The following is a 13,989-nucleotide window of genomic DNA, read 5'->3' as shown; positions in this document are numbered from 1 at the left end:
TCCTGCTTTTAATAACTGAGGTAAGGGCCAATTTTAGCCGCAAGTTTGTCGCCAATACCTTTTACCTGAGTTAGCTGTGCCTGATCTTTAATCGGGCCATTTTCTGCAATGTAATCCAGCACGGCTTGAGCTTTTTTCTTGCCTAAACCAGGAATTGCATCAAGTTGATCCAGCGTGGCAGTGTTGATATTTACCTTTTGCACATTATGCGCAGCTGCGCTGGCTTTGGTAACCTCAGGTGCAGGTTGCGTCTGGGCCAGACACTGGTTTGCAGTTAAGGTTAATAATGTCATGCCCACAGCAATAGCTAGTTGTTTCATTGTTTCATCCTTAAAGTGCTCCCCTATCCCTGAAGACGTCCTCGACTACAGCCTGACATACCACGGTTGGCATTATTCCGGCAGGCAGGCTACCCAATCAGCATCGGAGATCTATGAATGCCAACATTTTTAAATTAGCCAATAAATTCACATTTGCAAATTTTAATTAACCTAAATCCAATTTAGTTAGCAATAACATTCAGCGCTAATTAAGACATCTGCCACTAAGCTGCTGGCAGAAGCTTAAAAAAGGTGCTGAAGTGTGATGGAAAAGCAAAGATAAGTCTTTGACACACATTGATGATTGCCGCTGAATTAATAGTTCGGTACAGTACCGCTGATACATTATGGAGAGAACAATGCTTCGCACTAAGGTACTTCTGATCACAATTGCACTGCTATTTAGTGCTACCTCTGCTGCCATGACGTCGCCTAAACGACCTGCTGTGTCAAAAGAACAAGCTGCAACCCTGGCACAGCAGAGATATCCGGGTAAAATCGTCAAAGTTCAAACCGAGCAACAAAATTATCGCATCAGGGTGTTACAATCTGATGGCCGCGTGGTAACAGTATTAGTTGATGGCCGTTCCGGCCAGGTGCAAAGGGAAGGAAATTAATGCGTTTATTAGTTGTTGAAGATGAAAACCTGCTGGCTCAGCAAATTAAAGAACAACTGCAGCAGCAACAATTTAGCGTTGACGTTGCGACCGATGGTGATGATGGCTGGTTTAAATTGTCTGAGTATCCTTACGATCTGGCAATTATTGACATCGGTTTACCGAAAATGGATGGCCTGACACTGATCCGTAAAGCCAGACAAAAAGCGCTCAAAACTCCAATTATTGTGCTAACCGCCCGTGGCAGCTGGCAGGAAAAAGTGGAAGGGCTGGATGCAGGTGCGGATGATTATCTGACTAAACCCTTTCATACCGAAGAGCTGCTGGCACGTTGTAATGCGTTAATCCGCCGTGCAGCTGGCCAACCGGAACCTACGCTTTCAGCAGGCCCTATTGCACTGAATAGCCGCACCCAACAGGTTTGGGTTCGCGAGGAAGAAATAAACCTTACGGCTTACGAGTACAAGGTACTTGAATACTTTATGCTTAACCCGAACAAGGTGATTTCAAAAACAGAACTGACCGAACATATTTATGATCAGGACTTTGATCTGGACAGCAATGTTATTGAGGTTTTTGTACTGCGCCTGCGCAAAAAGCTGGACCCGGATGGCGAAACTAAGCCCATAGAAACATTGCGTGGCAGAGGCTATCGCTTCACAATGACAGTAGCCTGATATGGCACTGTCATTAAAGCTGAGGCAGCTGCTGATCAGCATTTTTTTGCTGCTGTTGCTGCTTCCCAGCTCTTTTCTGGCGATTGATCGTGCGTTTTACACCCAGCTTCTGACTAACACAGAACAGAAGCTGGAAGTGCATATGTACGCTATGTTATCTGAACTTAGCGTGTCAGAAGACAAAGTTGAGCTAATCAACAATACTCTGGCGCCGGATTTTTACCGGCCAGACTCTGGCCTGAGCGCTTTTATTACCCATGAACAGGACTTAGTCTGGCAATCGGACTCGTCACTGAACCAGAACTTTGTGCCACCGGCAGAAGAGATGCCGCCAGGCGAACATTTATTCCGCCAGGTTACACAACACGGCGTGCAGTATTGGGTTTTATCCATCTCATTATTATTTGATGCCGAAGATTACACCCGGCCACTTAGTATGCATGTGGTACAAACCCATGAACGTTTAATAGCTCCGCAAAAGACATTTCGCGCAACGTTAATTCAGTGGTTTATCGGCATCGGCATTATGCTGCTACTGTTAATGCTGCTGGCCTATTACTGGACTACCAAACCTCTGTCGCGGCTGGATCATGAAATCCGCCGGGTCGAAAATGGCAGCCAGGAACAGCTGACTGGCCGCTATCCGGCGGAGCTGACCATTATTAAAGAAGACTTAAATTTACTGCTGCAAAACCAAAACCGGCAAAAACAGCGCTACCGCCATCACCTTAGCGATCTGGCTCATGCCCTGAAAACGCCTGTAGCTGTATTACAAACCTCCGCCCTTAGCCAGCAACCAGAGCTTAAAGAGCAGTTGGATCGTATTACCGCCATGATTGAGCACCAGCTTAAACGTGCCAGCAGTTCAGGCCAGGATATCTGGAAAAAACAAATTACCGTTAAACCGTTAATAGAGAAGCTTACTTCAGCGCTGCAGAAAATTTATCGCGATAAGAATGTTGCTTTCACTGTAGATTGCGCTGCTAACGCGGTATTTCGCGGTGATGAGACAGACTTAATGGAGATTCTTGGCAATCTGCTCGACAATGCCAGTAAAGCCTGCCGGCATCAGGTTTATGTCACTATTGGCCAAAACCCGTTCAGCCTCTGTGTTGAAGACGATGGCCCCGGCGTACCAGTGGCAAAGCGTAAGCAGTTGTTTGAGCGCGGTACACGGCTGGATACTTATCGTGAAGGCCATGGCGTAGGGCTGGCTATTGTTGCAGAGCTGGTTGAGTCTTATTCCGGTGAACTGGTATTAGATGACAGCCCGCTGGGCGGCGCCCGTTTTAGCGTGAAATTTAACTAAATACGTTATCCTGTGCCCCGGTGCTGATCGTGCCGGGCAAACCGGGCGTAATGGCATACTGCATTTCTAATTTGAGTTGGATACCATCTGATGGAACTGAATAACCCCGCCGTAATAAAAATTAAAAACTTACGTCTACGTACCTACATTGGTATTAAAGATGAAGAAATAAACAACAAGCAAGACGTAGTCATTAACGCGAAAATTCATTACAGCGCCGCCGATGCCGCTAATACTGATGATATGGACAAGGCGCTTAACTACCGCACTATTACTAAAAAAATTATTGCCCTGGTTGAGCAACAGCGCTTTTCTTTATTAGAAAAACTGACAGCAGAAGTGCTGGCCATTGCGGCCGAACACCCTTCAGTGCGTTATGCCGAAGTAGAAATTGATAAACCCCACGCCCTGCGTTTTGCAGATTCCGTATCGCTTACCCTGTCGCTGAATAAATAACCTCTATACTGAGGTTGTGTTCAACGCTGTCAGCAAGGTTTATCTATGCATATTTTACTGACCGGCGGCACCGGTTTAATTGGTACAGCACTGGTAAAACACTGGCTTAACCAGCATAAGTTGGTTGTGCTAACACGTGATCCGGCCAGAGCTCAGCAACGGCTGGGGCCAGAGGTATGCACAGTACAGTCATTGCAGCAGGTTGATTTTAACCAGATTGATGCGGTGATAAACCTGGCTGGCGAACCTATTGTTGGCAAACGCTGGAGTCATGCGCAAAAGCGCCTGCTGTGTGAAAGCCGCTGGATGATAACGGAACAACTGGTTGGTGCGATTAAAGCCGCCAGTTCACCGCCGTCGGTACTGATCAGCGGTTCTGCTATCGGTATTTATGGCCGCCAGCAACAACAGTTTATTGATGAAAACTACACTCTGTTTAACCCAGAGTTCGCATCTATGCTGTGTTTGCAGTGGGAGCAACTGGCGCAGGAAGCTCAGTCGGAACATACCCGGGTGTGTTTGCTGCGTACGGGTATTGTCCTGGCAAATGAAGGTGGCGCATTAAAAAAAATGTTGCCACCATTTAAGCTCGGCCTGGGTGGTCGTATTGGTACTGGTGAGCAGTATATGTCGTGGGTGCATTTGCAAGACATGCTGCGTTTAACTGACTTTTTGCTGCAGCACCCTACATTAACCGGCGCGTTTAACGCTACAGCCCCTAACCCGGTAACTAATGCTGAATTCAGCCAGCAACTGGCCAGTGCATTGCACCGTCCCGCGATACTCCCCATGCCGGCCGTTGTGCTTAAGCTTATGCTCGGTGAAATGGCCGATTTGTTACTCACCGGCCAGCGGGTTATACCGGCAAAACTACAACATGCCGGTTTTACGTTTAACTATACTCAACTACCCGATGCACTGGAGGCGCTGCAAGGTTAACCTTGCAGCACTTTACGCATTAACTGGGCACCAGGCATACGCAGCAGCCGCTTGAGCTGCCACCAGCCAAGCAAGGTTACTGCCACTACACCCAATACAGGCCCCAGCCCCCACAAATGGTAATGCAACTGAAACGGCATATTAAATACCCGCTGCTGCACTATCACCAGCATCAACTCAGCCAGAATGGTGGCAAATAAACCGGCCATGGCCCCCAGCAAGGCAAACTCAAGCATCAAAGCATTACGCAAAAATGCATACTGGGCCCCTAAAGTGCGCAAAATAGCCAGTTCCTGCTCACGCTGCTCCAGCGTAGCCTGTACCTGAGCGACCAGCACTAATCCGGCGGCCAGACAGATAATCACCAGGATAAAACTCAGTGCTACTGTCACTTGCTCAATAATATCGTTTACCTGTTTTATAATATTATCTACGCTTATTACTGTGACCGTGGGCATTAAACGCGCCAGTTGGTTCAGCAATTGGTTGCGCTCAGGCTGCAGATAAAAGGCGGTGATATAAGTAGCCGGAAAATCTGCCAGTAAGTCAGGACTTAGAATCATATAGAAATTCGGCTGTAAACTGTTCCAATCGACTTTGCGAATACTGCTTACTTTGGCACTTTTAGGTTCACCACCAATAGAAAACACCAGCGAATCACCCAACTTTAACGCCAGCCGCTCAGCCAGCTCGGCTTCCACCGACACCTGCGCAGTGGCAGTGCTGTCAAACCAGTTACCTGCGGTAATTTGATTATTGGCCGGCAACTCTGACAGCCAGGTCAGGTTTAGCTCACGCCCTACCCCTACGCGCTGCTGGCTGCGATCCTCTTTAGTGGCCTCTTGCTGCAGTTGCTCGTCATTAATCGACAATAAGCGGCCACGTACTACAGGATAATAAGCGTCCAGCTGCAAATTATGCTGCAAAGCAAACTGTTTCAGATCAACGCGTTGCTGTTCAGTAATATTAACCAGAAACTGGTTTGGCGCACCCGGAGGGATTTGCCGCTGCCATTGACCAATTAGCTCTGCGCGCAGGAAATATAGTAACAAGCCAAGAAAAATGGCCAGACTAAACGTGATCAACTGAAAACTATTCGCCCAAAGCCGACGACGTAAATTGGCTAACGCCAGACGCCTGGCGCTGCTTTGCCCGGCAGCCACCGGCTTTGCCAGCCGCACCAGTAAACTGGCGCCACCGAGCAGCAGCAAAGCAAACAAGCCGCAAAGCGCAAACAAGCCAATACTTAAGATAAATTCACCGCTAAACAGCCACATTAGGCCCCAGATGGCCACACCACCGGATACCAGTTGCAGTTTATCCAGACCCAAACTTATTGCCGGTTGCTTTAACACATCTATTGCTGCAGTTTGAGATAATCGCCACATAGGCCGGGCTGCAAATAACAAGGCACAAATAGCACAGGTTAGTATGCCCAGCCACAGCGGACGCCAACTAAACTCAGCCCGGTAATCGCTGAGAAACTGCGTAATGCCCCATTGTGCGGCTTGTATAGTGAGTTGCCCGGCAACGGCACCGCACAACAGACTGAACATAACCACCAGCAACAGGTGGCTACCATAAATAAGCCTGATTTGCGCTGTAGTGGCGCCCAGAGCTTTAATTACGGCTACCGACTGGGTGTGTCGCTGACTATAGCGACCAGCCGCTACAGCAGCTGCGCAGGCAGCTAAAACAATACCCAATAGCCCTGCCAGCAGTAAGAAACGCTCTGCACGTTCCAGTGCGCTGCCAATGGCAGATTCGCGGTCCATATCCTGCCAGCGCTGATGCGCTGTCAGCTGTGGTGTCATCTGGTTTTCAAAACTGGCAAGATCTGCCGTTGCACCGGCAAATAAATAACGATAGCCAATACGGCTGCCCGGCTGCACAATTTGCGTGGCGCCAACATCATCCAAATGCATCAGTACCCGTGGAGCTCCGCCAAAAACGCTTAGTGGTGCGTCAGGTTCATTGGCAATAACGCCGTTAACGGTCAGGCTTAGCATGCCTATCTCAACTTTGTCACCCGGTGCTATACCCAGTAAATTAAACAGGCGCTCTTCAATATAAACTGAACCGGGTTCCAGATTGCCATCCTCACCGCTACCTATATTCTCTGACTTTTTAAGCAACAGCTCACCACGTAATGGATAGCTGCTACTCACTGCCTTTATTGTTGCCAGCTGCATACTGTCACCGGCGAACAACATAGAATCAAACTGCATTTGCTGCGCCGTTGCCAGATTATTCTGCTGCGCAAGTTCAATCACCGCCGGATCAAACGGTTGGCTGGAGCGTAGTACTTTATCTGCTGCGGTAAACTGAGCACTGCGTTGCATCAGGGCACTTTTCACCCCCTGCGTAATGCCACTGAGGCTCACCACTGAACCTACCGCCAGAAATAAAGCAAAAGCGATAACCCATAACTCACCACGGCTTAATTCGCGCCAAAACAGGCGCCAGGCGATACTAGCCCACATGCGCCATTTCCTCATTTGCACTAACAAAACGTCCGGCCTGCATCCGGTGCTGTCGCTGACAGCGGGCGGCCAGTTCATCATTGTGTGTTACCAACACCAGTGTAGTGCCCTGCTCAGCGTTTAAACTAAACAGCAAATCTTCAATTTTACGTCCTGTTGTAGCATCAAGATTTGCTGAAGGCTCATCGGCGAACAGTACTGCAGGGCGCGTAATAAAAGCCCGCGCTATTGCAACACGCTGTTGTTCACCACCGGATAATTGCGCCGGATAAAAATGTGCCCGCTGTGCCAGGCCAACCTGCTGCAATAATTCCAGCCCGCGCTGTCTAGCCTGTTTATCACCGGCAAGCTCAGCAGGCAAAGTAACGTTTTCCAGCGCAGTCAAACTGGGTAATAGCAAAAACGATTGAAATACAAAACCCACATCTCTGGCACGGATTGCCGCACGCTGATCTTCTGAAAGCGTATGCAGCAAGTGCCCGGCTAAATGCACTTCACCGGCAGTAGGTACATCCAGTCCGGCCAGTAAACTCAATAATGTTGACTTACCAGAGCCTGAAGCACCGACAATAGCAACTGTCTCAGCGCGATTGATAGTCAAACTGATATCATGCAGGATAGTGAGTGAACCATCGGTAACTTTGACGCTCTTAGCCAGGTTAACCGCCTTAATATGAACTTCGGGTATTTTCATCATGCGTATTTTCTTAATTTTGTTAATCGGATTTTTCAGTCAGGTTTGTTTCGCACAAAAATTACTTATCCTTGGCGACAGCCTTAGCGCAGCTTATGGCATGCAACAGCAACAGGGCTGGCCACACCTGCTACAACAGCAACAGCAAGACTGGCAGTTGATTAATGCCAGCATCAGCGGTGAAACTACCGCTGGCGGATTAGCACGTTTACCCGCACTGTTAAAACAACACCAACCAGACGCGGTATTAATTGAGCTTGGCGGTAACGATGGCCTGCGCGGTTTTGCCATTGATACTGTGCAATCGAACCTCAATAACATTATTTCATTGATACTGCAGAGTAATGCCACGCCGGTGTTAATGCAAATACGCATTCCGCCAAACTATGGACCACGTTACGGCAGACAATTCAGTGATTTATACCCGCAACTGGCAAAAAAACATCAAATAACACTATGGCCGTTTTTTATGGACGACATTGCAATTAACAGTGAGCTGATGCTACCAGATGGCATACATCCGAACAGCCAGGCACAGCCGCTGATTAGTGAATTTGTCGGCAAGCTATTGGCAGCGTTAAAAACAGATTAGTGGAGTTTGAAACAGAATAGGTAAAGACTCAAGGATGAGTTTGTTAGCGGATGTGTATTGGTAAATTAAGATTATGACGCGAATTGGCGTCCCCTAGGGGATTCGAACCCCTGTTACCGCCGTGAAAGGGCGGTGTCCTAGGCCTCTAGACGAAGGGGACGCAAAGACATTCATTCAAAATTGCAGATTAATTGGCGTCCCCTAGGGGATTCGAACCCCTGTTACCGCCGTGAAAGGGCGGTGTCCTAGGCCTCTAGACGAAGGGGACGCACGAAAAAATCTTGGTGGAGCTAAGCGGGATCGAACCGCTGACCTCTTGCATGCCATGCAAGCGCTCTCCCAGCTGAGCTATAGCCCCACACTTTTGTGCTTTTTGCTAACCTGCGTTAGCGCTGAACACGGGGCGCATTCTAGGGTGCCACTGAAAATGTGTCAACAGTTTTTTCAGCAGCTTTTATCGTTCGGACGTTTTTTAAACGCAATGCTGAATTTGCAGGCAAAAACTGCTGAAATTACAGACTTTATAACAGCTTAGCGAACGATTTAACGATATCGATTTAAGCCAGCTGCAGGTAAAGAGAAAAAACCCCTGCCGCATTTGCCTGTCAGCATCGTGTTATGGCTGTTTTTTGTATAAACTAAGCCACATCAGACAAGCCGCAAGCGCGGTAATTAAGACCTGCGTTACTATAAAAGGATTTTCACTATGTACGAAAAGTACTACGGGTTAAAGGAACGGCCATTTCAGCTTACACCAAGCCTGAACTTGTTTTATGCCAGCAAACTGCATAAGCGCGCCCTCGCCTATTTACAGTATGGATTAAGCCAGGGTGAGGGTTTTATTGTCATCACGGGTGATGTTGGCACCGGAAAAACTACTATTGCCAACCAGTTGTTAAGTCAGTTGAATCAGGACGAAATTATTGCCAAACAGATTGTCACATCAAAACTGGAACCTGACGACCTTATTCGGATGATTGCGTCCTGTTTTAATTTGGTGGTAACCGAGCATACTAAAGCCAGCTATCTTGATGCTATCTACAGCTATCTTAAACGCCTGCATTCACAGCATCGCAGAGCACTGCTGCTGGTAGATGAAGCCCAAAACTTACCGCTGGCCTCTATTGAAGAGCTGCGCATGCTGTCTAATTTTCAACTCAATGGTAAACCACTGTTACAAAGTTTTCTGTTGGGTCAAAATGAATTAAATGCCATTATTCAAGCCGAGAATATGGAGCAATTTCGTCAAAGAATTATTGCATCATCAAATCTCTCAGCATTTCAGATTGAAGATACCAAAGCCTATATCCAATACCGTTTGCTACAAGCTGGCGGCAACGCCGGTATCTTACAAGACGCCTGTTTCGCCCTTATTCAGCAACATAGCCGCGGCATACCGCGAAAAATTAATACCGTAATGGACAGAATACTGTTATTTGGTTATTTGGAAGAGTGCCCGGTTATTACTGCAGAGCATGTCAAAACTGTACTGGAGGAATTGTCGCAAGAGATTGCCAACCAGCAACCATCCGCGCCTGCAATGTCAGTGCAGCAACCTCAGGCAGTATCAACCCAGAGTATGCTAAGTGAATTGTCGGCGGTGCTTGACAGTGCCCTGGAGCAAAAGATCCGCATGGCAAAAGAGCTGGATGTGTTGCTTAAACGACAGCAGCAATTACTCAACAGCAGAGATAATAAAGAATCATAAACACTGCATAACGACGCCGATGCGCCTGCAATTACAGGCGTATCGTGTAACTTAACCAGACTCTGTTTTCAGTAAGATCAAAACTGTCTACTGACGAATTGCGGCTGATACGTTTTAGCATAGCTTTAATCTCAGAACGTTCATTCAACTTGCGCTTAATGCCCATTTCTACAGATAAGTTTTTGTCTTCGCGTTCATCGGTCAAATAGTTAATATCGTAATAATTGCCATTAAGTAGCAAGCTGGAGTGTTTCGACAACTTCCAGGACGACTGAACAGAGAAAGAATTACGGTTATTTTCACGTTCGGTTTCAACATACTCATCTTCACTTCGGCTAAGCATTACACTCAACGCCAGGCGGCTTTTATTGTAGCCTATTGTCATTGCCGCAGTTCTGCGCTTAATCAGTTCCTCGCTTAGCTCAAGCTCTGCATTAAACAGCTGTTGAAACGATTCTCCGGTGCCTAACTGATAGTTATTTGTTGGCGGCCTAAAACAGTCTGTAAACTGAGCAGCGCCATCGGGACAGACAAAAATACCAAGATCTTCAATAATCTGGTCAAAAGAAGATAATGTCTGCACATCCTCACGAACTGACAACCTGACTGACAAAAACCTGAGATTGTATTGCCCTTGCAAATTCGAGCTACGGCCAAAATAACGCCGGTCAAGACTATATGACAAAGACGTTCGCCGCGTTGGTGCCAAAAAAACTTCGGCCGCAAGATAAGTTTCGTCAATATCGTCCTGCTGCTCACCGACAGAGCGTGTTGCCCAGTTTTGCGTAACATTAATCCGCGATGCCTGGCCAAACTGATACTCAAGGCCCAAACCATATGATCTAAACTCATTGGCATAGCCAGAAGTATTGTCGTTTTCATCATAGCTGCCGCGCACTATCATTGACAAACTGGGCAGCAACGGTAAACCAGCTGTACCACTAGCCCTTTTACTGACAAAATCCCCTCTGTTGCCATCACGCCCGGTTTTATTGTAATTTGCGGATAATTGCCAAAACAAAGGAGACTGACGTTGTGCACTACCAAGTGCAAGAAAGGTAGTTAAGGTATCATTGTCGAAATCACCGAAATTATCCTGTAATTCAGGCTGCCTGGAACTCAGCTTATTGTAAGCCAGGCCCAGCTGAGCATTAACATCTGCCGTTTGTGACGTCCGGAAATTTGCATTAGCACCGTAATTGCTGGTTTTAGACAGATTCTCAGTGCCGGTAATAATATCGGAGAATACACCATTGCGTGAATCACGGATCCGATAACCTGAATCGGCACTTAAACCCAGGCTGACACGATCATCGTATGCATTGAAGATATTGCGCCAGCTATATTTATCCAGGCTTTTATGTGTACGTTGCGAGTCGTCATACCATACTGATTCATTTTGTAAAAACAGTGCTGAAGAAGCATTCTTACCGGTAAGGTTAATAGCAACTGAGGGTTTCAGTAAGGCAGCCATCCCCTTATCCAGGCCACCACCAGCCTGTTCGTCTCTGATCCAGTAACCATAGGTACGGGTTTCTATTTCAGGCTTAATGTCTGTTTTTGCCGATAGCACCTGTGCAGGTGCCAGCAATGCAGCAATAGCAGTAACCAGCGGGGTTAATTTGGCTGGGTAGTACAGTACGGTTTTAGCCCGCGCCATAATAATAACCGTAACCGTAACCTTTACCCTGATTACGGTGAGCCTTGTTGATTAAAAATCCAATCGCAATGTCTTTAGGCAACAATGCCACTGCCTGTTCTATTTCTGCCAGTTTAGAGTGATTTTCTTCAACTACTACAACTGCCTGACCGCACATAGAAGCCATTACAGCAGTTTCATTCACACCCAGCAGCGGTGGGGCATCGAAAATAACAATACGGTCTGAATAACGCGAGGCAAACTCATTTACCAGCATCAACATGCGTTCGCTGGCAAGCAGTTCGGTGGATAGGTGATGCGGCCGTCCGGCAGTAATAATTTTCAGCCGATCGACATTGGTGCTCAGAATGATATCCGATACCTTAATGTCGCTTGACAGCAAATAATCTGTCAAACCTATATCATGATGAATATTAAGTGTTTTTGATACGCTGGGACGCAATACATCACTGTCTACCAGCAACACTGTTTTGTCCTGCTCCAGTGCAATGCTAAGAGCCAGATTAATCGCAGAAAAGGTTTTGCCCTCCCCCGGTCTTGAACTGCTAACCAGAATCAGGTTCGGGTGTTTTAACGTACCGCTAAGCGCACCAAACGCGTTACTGATAAGCTTGCGTTTAATAACACGGTATTCTTCATTGATAAGACGGCGCTCACTGGATAATGAAACAAAGTTTTTTTGCTCCAGTATTTTCAGGTCCAGCACTATAGAAGGTTTATACCCCTGAGAGTCTCCTGTTACAGCTTGCTCTTCTGATGAAGCACTGTCCTGTGCTACAGCACTGTAAACAGGCTCATGTCTTGGCGCTGCAGCATCTTGCTGCAATGGTGCATCGATATCAGGTGCTGTTACCTGCTGTGCACGCTCCAGTGTAGTATCCGCTTGTTTGCCAGACGAATCAGACTGTTTTCTTATGGCTTTTTCAATAATACTCACCGGATTACCCTCAACAACAGCTCGGCAGATCGGCCAAACAGCACTTCGTTACTTAACAACGCTGCATAACATAGCAATAAGCCGCCACTTAGCATGGCAAAATACAGAAAATGCAATCGCACCTGCTTTAGAATAGCGTGTTTATCGGTGTGCGACACCACACCGAACACCGGATAATCGCTAATACTTTGTAATTGCACAGCGCTTGTAAGTACTGGCGAAATCAAGCTACGTACAAACGCCATAAATATCCCGGCGCCTAACCCCACTAACAGCACCAGCGAGTAAAACAACCCACGGTTTGGCCCTGAAGGTGTTAGAGGCACACGTGGTGGCTCTATGACATTAAACTGCACATCCTGAGATGATGCGTCTGCACGACGGGACAATTCCATTGACTCTCTGCGGGCCAGCAAAGCTTCATACTTAGACTTGGTAATATCATAATCACGGTTCAGGCCGGTAAATTCCGCTTCAATCTCTGGGATCAGGTTAAGCCTGCTCTCAAGTGCCGTTACTCTGTCCTGATAAGCCTGTACCCGCACACGTGTAGAAGCCACTTCAGACTCCAGCCGTGAAACGCTGATACGTAACTCTTGATAAACCGCATTCTGATTCAGGTTACTGCTTTGTCCCGGATTTTCTGACGACATTTGCGCCAAAGCTTCAAACTCAGTGTCACGTTGTTGTTCCAACTGCTGAAGTAATCGTTTGGTTTCCAGCACATCAGGATGAAACTCTGTATAGCGGATCAGCAGATTATCCAGTTGTGACTGTAAGGTTCTTATGCGCTCGTCAAATTGGGTGGCTGGCCTGTTGGCACTGCCGGAATAAGGCATAACACCAAATACGGGCTCTTCACCCAGCAATTGGCTTTTAGATGACGCAAGCCGGGTTTCCAGCTCCTTAAGGGCCAGATTAGCTTCTTCAAGACGTTTCTTTTCGTCACTGATCTGACTGTAATAATCACTTTGATTACCCGGCAGCATATTCATCCGGTGCTTTTTAAAATCTGACAACCGAAGTTCAGCCTCGATCAGGCGACGCTCGTAATCTGATATCTGGTCGGTTAAAAAGCGCTCTGCGGTCTGAGAGTCAGCACGGCTTGAACCAATGCGCCCTTCAACAAAGTTGTTCAGCGTTTCCTGCACCACTTTAAGTGCCATTTGTGGCTGTGGGTTGTTGTAGGCAATGACATAAATATTTTCGCGGCCGGACGCCGATATTTTAATTTCTTTTTGCAGAGTATTTATCAGGTCTTCAAAAGCTTTTTCATCTTTAGCCTGAATATCAAGATCGGTCGCTCTGGCAATTTTTTCCAGATTCGGCCTGCTTAGCAGGGTACGCGCCATCAGCTTGATTTCATCTTCAGAGTTAGTTCGCAAGGCCAGGCCCCGCAACAGAGGTTCCAGCACAGTGCTGGTTTCTACGTACAATTTAGCATTAGCTTCGAACGTGGGCGGCATGTTGTACACATACACCCAGCCCACCGGGCAAATCAGCCAGGCGGTAATTACGATATAGCGCCTGCGCAACCACACACCCTGAATATAGGTGCGTACCTGCTCAATCGCTTGTTGCAGTTCTTTCATCAGTC

The 13,989-nt window shown here is 47.3% G+C and carries 13 protein-coding genes and 3 tRNA genes; 7 read left to right on the top strand and 9 right to left on the bottom strand.

Features of this window, described 5'->3' with window-relative positions; translation table 11 throughout:
• Positions 1-8: 8 nt before the first annotated feature.
• Positions 9-320 carry a ComEA family DNA-binding protein gene (locus AR688_RS14500; protein ID WP_068235338.1) on the bottom strand — a complete coding sequence of 104 codons (312 nt, stop codon included), beginning with the start codon at positions 318-320 and terminating at the stop codon, positions 9-11.
• Between the two features lie 359 nt (positions 321-679).
• Here AR688_RS14500 and AR688_RS14495 point away from each other — a divergent pair, with 359 nt between their 5' ends.
• The 5 genes from AR688_RS14495 to AR688_RS14475 all read left to right on the top strand — a co-directional run bounded on the left by AR688_RS14495 (position 680) and on the right by AR688_RS14475 (position 4,318).
• Positions 680-937 carry a PepSY domain-containing protein gene (locus AR688_RS14495; RefSeq protein ID WP_068235335.1) on the top strand — a complete coding sequence of 86 codons (258 nt, stop codon included), beginning with the start codon at positions 680-682 and terminating at the stop codon, positions 935-937.
• On the top strand, positions 937-1,614 hold the full coding sequence (locus AR688_RS14490) for a response regulator transcription factor (RefSeq protein WP_068235334.1): 678 nt from the start codon (positions 937-939) through the stop codon (positions 1,612-1,614). The genes AR688_RS14495 and AR688_RS14490 overlap by 1 nt, the downstream gene beginning before the upstream one ends.
• 1 nt (position 1,615) lies before the next feature.
• Positions 1,616-2,923 carry an ATP-binding protein gene (locus AR688_RS14485; RefSeq protein WP_068235333.1) on the top strand — a complete coding sequence of 436 codons (1,308 nt, stop codon included), beginning with the start codon at positions 1,616-1,618 and terminating at the stop codon, positions 2,921-2,923.
• 90 nt (positions 2,924-3,013) lie between these two features.
• Positions 3,014-3,379, top strand: coding sequence for a dihydroneopterin triphosphate 2'-epimerase (gene folX, locus AR688_RS14480; protein ID WP_068235332.1), 366 nt, complete (start codon positions 3,014-3,016; stop codon positions 3,377-3,379).
• A gap of 45 nt (positions 3,380-3,424) precedes the next feature.
• The gene (locus AR688_RS14475; RefSeq protein WP_068235329.1) at positions 3,425-4,318 is read left to right on the top strand and encodes a TIGR01777 family oxidoreductase; all 894 of its coding nucleotides are present in this window, start codon (positions 3,425-3,427) and stop codon (positions 4,316-4,318) included.
• Here AR688_RS14475 and AR688_RS14470 read toward each other — a convergent pair.
• Both AR688_RS14470 and AR688_RS14465 read right to left on the bottom strand, forming a co-directional pair.
• Positions 4,315-6,801: an ABC transporter permease gene (locus AR688_RS14470; protein WP_068235326.1), complete on the bottom strand. Its 2,487-nt coding sequence runs from the start codon at positions 6,799-6,801 to the stop codon at positions 4,315-4,317. The genes AR688_RS14475 and AR688_RS14470 overlap by 4 nt on opposite strands.
• Positions 6,791-7,498 (bottom strand): ABC transporter ATP-binding protein, encoded by a 708-nt coding sequence (locus AR688_RS14465; protein WP_068235325.1) that lies wholly within the window; start codon positions 7,496-7,498, stop codon positions 6,791-6,793. Before AR688_RS14465 ends, AR688_RS14470 begins: the two co-directional genes overlap by 11 nt.
• Here AR688_RS14465 and AR688_RS14460 point away from each other — a divergent pair.
• A complete protein-coding gene (locus AR688_RS14460) occupies positions 7,497-8,087 on the top strand; it encodes an arylesterase (RefSeq protein ID WP_068235322.1) in 591 nt (196 codons plus the stop codon). The genes AR688_RS14465 and AR688_RS14460 overlap by 2 nt on opposite strands.
• Before the next feature lie 84 nt (positions 8,088-8,171).
• Here the strand turns inward: AR688_RS14460 and AR688_RS14455 are convergent.
• The 3 genes from AR688_RS14455 to AR688_RS14445 all read right to left on the bottom strand — a co-directional run bounded on the left by AR688_RS14455 (position 8,172) and on the right by AR688_RS14445 (position 8,445).
• A tRNA-Glu gene (locus AR688_RS14455) sits at positions 8,172-8,247 on the bottom strand.
• Between the two features lie 32 nt (positions 8,248-8,279).
• Positions 8,280-8,355: transfer RNA gene (locus AR688_RS14450), tRNA-Glu, on the bottom strand.
• Positions 8,356-8,369: 14 nt separating this feature from the next.
• Positions 8,370-8,445, bottom strand: a tRNA-Ala gene (locus AR688_RS14445).
• A gap of 348 nt (positions 8,446-8,793) precedes the next feature.
• On the opposite strand from AR688_RS14445, the gene AR688_RS14440 reads away from it, so the two are divergent.
• The gene (locus AR688_RS14440; RefSeq protein WP_068235319.1) at positions 8,794-9,795 is read left to right on the top strand and encodes an ExeA family protein; all 1,002 of its coding nucleotides are present in this window, start codon (positions 8,794-8,796) and stop codon (positions 9,793-9,795) included.
• Positions 9,796-9,826: 31 nt separating this feature from the next.
• Here the strand turns inward: AR688_RS14440 and AR688_RS14435 are convergent, their stop codons facing one another.
• Genes AR688_RS14435 through AR688_RS14425 form a run of 3 tightly spaced genes read right to left on the bottom strand, consistent with a single transcriptional unit; the run spans position 9,827 to position 13,984 of the window.
• The gene (locus AR688_RS14435; protein ID WP_068235315.1) at positions 9,827-11,455 is read right to left on the bottom strand and encodes a TIGR03016 family PEP-CTERM system-associated outer membrane protein; all 1,629 of its coding nucleotides are present in this window, start codon (positions 11,453-11,455) and stop codon (positions 9,827-9,829) included.
• Positions 11,442-12,392 carry an XrtA-associated tyrosine autokinase gene (locus AR688_RS14430; RefSeq protein WP_068235314.1) on the bottom strand — a complete coding sequence of 317 codons (951 nt, stop codon included), beginning with the start codon at positions 12,390-12,392 and terminating at the stop codon, positions 11,442-11,444. The genes AR688_RS14435 and AR688_RS14430 overlap by 14 nt, the downstream gene beginning before the upstream one ends.
• Positions 12,389-13,984 (bottom strand): XrtA system polysaccharide chain length determinant, encoded by a 1,596-nt coding sequence (locus AR688_RS14425; protein WP_068235312.1) that lies wholly within the window; start codon positions 13,982-13,984, stop codon positions 12,389-12,391. Before AR688_RS14425 ends, AR688_RS14430 begins: the two co-directional genes overlap by 4 nt.
• Positions 13,985-13,989 lie beyond the last annotated feature (5 nt).

Origin of the sequence: Rheinheimera sp. EpRS3, assembly GCF_001513785.1 — a bacterium.
Taxonomy (GTDB): domain Bacteria; phylum Pseudomonadota; class Gammaproteobacteria; order Enterobacterales; family Alteromonadaceae; genus Alishewanella.
This window is presented reverse-complemented; position numbering and strand designations above follow the sequence as displayed.

Coding starts and splice junctions, on each gene's coding strand:
- AR688_RS14425 (WP_068235312.1), bottom strand. CDS start 13,984: ATGAAAGAACTGCAACAAGCGATTGAGCAGGTACGCACCTATATTCAG.
- AR688_RS14490 (WP_068235334.1), top strand. CDS start 937: ATGCGTTTATTAGTTGTTGAAGATGAAAACCTGCTGGCTCAGCAAATT.
- AR688_RS14475 (WP_068235329.1), top strand. CDS start 3,425: ATGCATATTTTACTGACCGGCGGCACCGGTTTAATTGGTACAGCACTG.
- AR688_RS14495 (WP_068235335.1), top strand. CDS start 680: ATGCTTCGCACTAAGGTACTTCTGATCACAATTGCACTGCTATTTAGT.
- AR688_RS14470 (WP_068235326.1), bottom strand. CDS start 6,801: ATGTGGGCTAGTATCGCCTGGCGCCTGTTTTGGCGCGAATTAAGCCGT.
- AR688_RS14440 (WP_068235319.1), top strand. CDS start 8,794: ATGTACGAAAAGTACTACGGGTTAAAGGAACGGCCATTTCAGCTTACA.
- AR688_RS14500 (WP_068235338.1), bottom strand. CDS start 320: ATGAAACAACTAGCTATTGCTGTGGGCATGACATTATTAACCTTAACT.
- AR688_RS14485 (WP_068235333.1), top strand. CDS start 1,616: ATGGCACTGTCATTAAAGCTGAGGCAGCTGCTGATCAGCATTTTTTTG.
- AR688_RS14435 (WP_068235315.1), bottom strand. CDS start 11,455: ATGGCGCGGGCTAAAACCGTACTGTACTACCCAGCCAAATTAACCCCG.
- AR688_RS14465 (WP_068235325.1), bottom strand. CDS start 7,498: ATGATGAAAATACCCGAAGTTCATATTAAGGCGGTTAACCTGGCTAAG.
- AR688_RS14460 (WP_068235322.1), top strand. CDS start 7,497: ATGCGTATTTTCTTAATTTTGTTAATCGGATTTTTCAGTCAGGTTTGT.
- folX (WP_068235332.1), top strand. CDS start 3,014: ATGGAACTGAATAACCCCGCCGTAATAAAAATTAAAAACTTACGTCTA.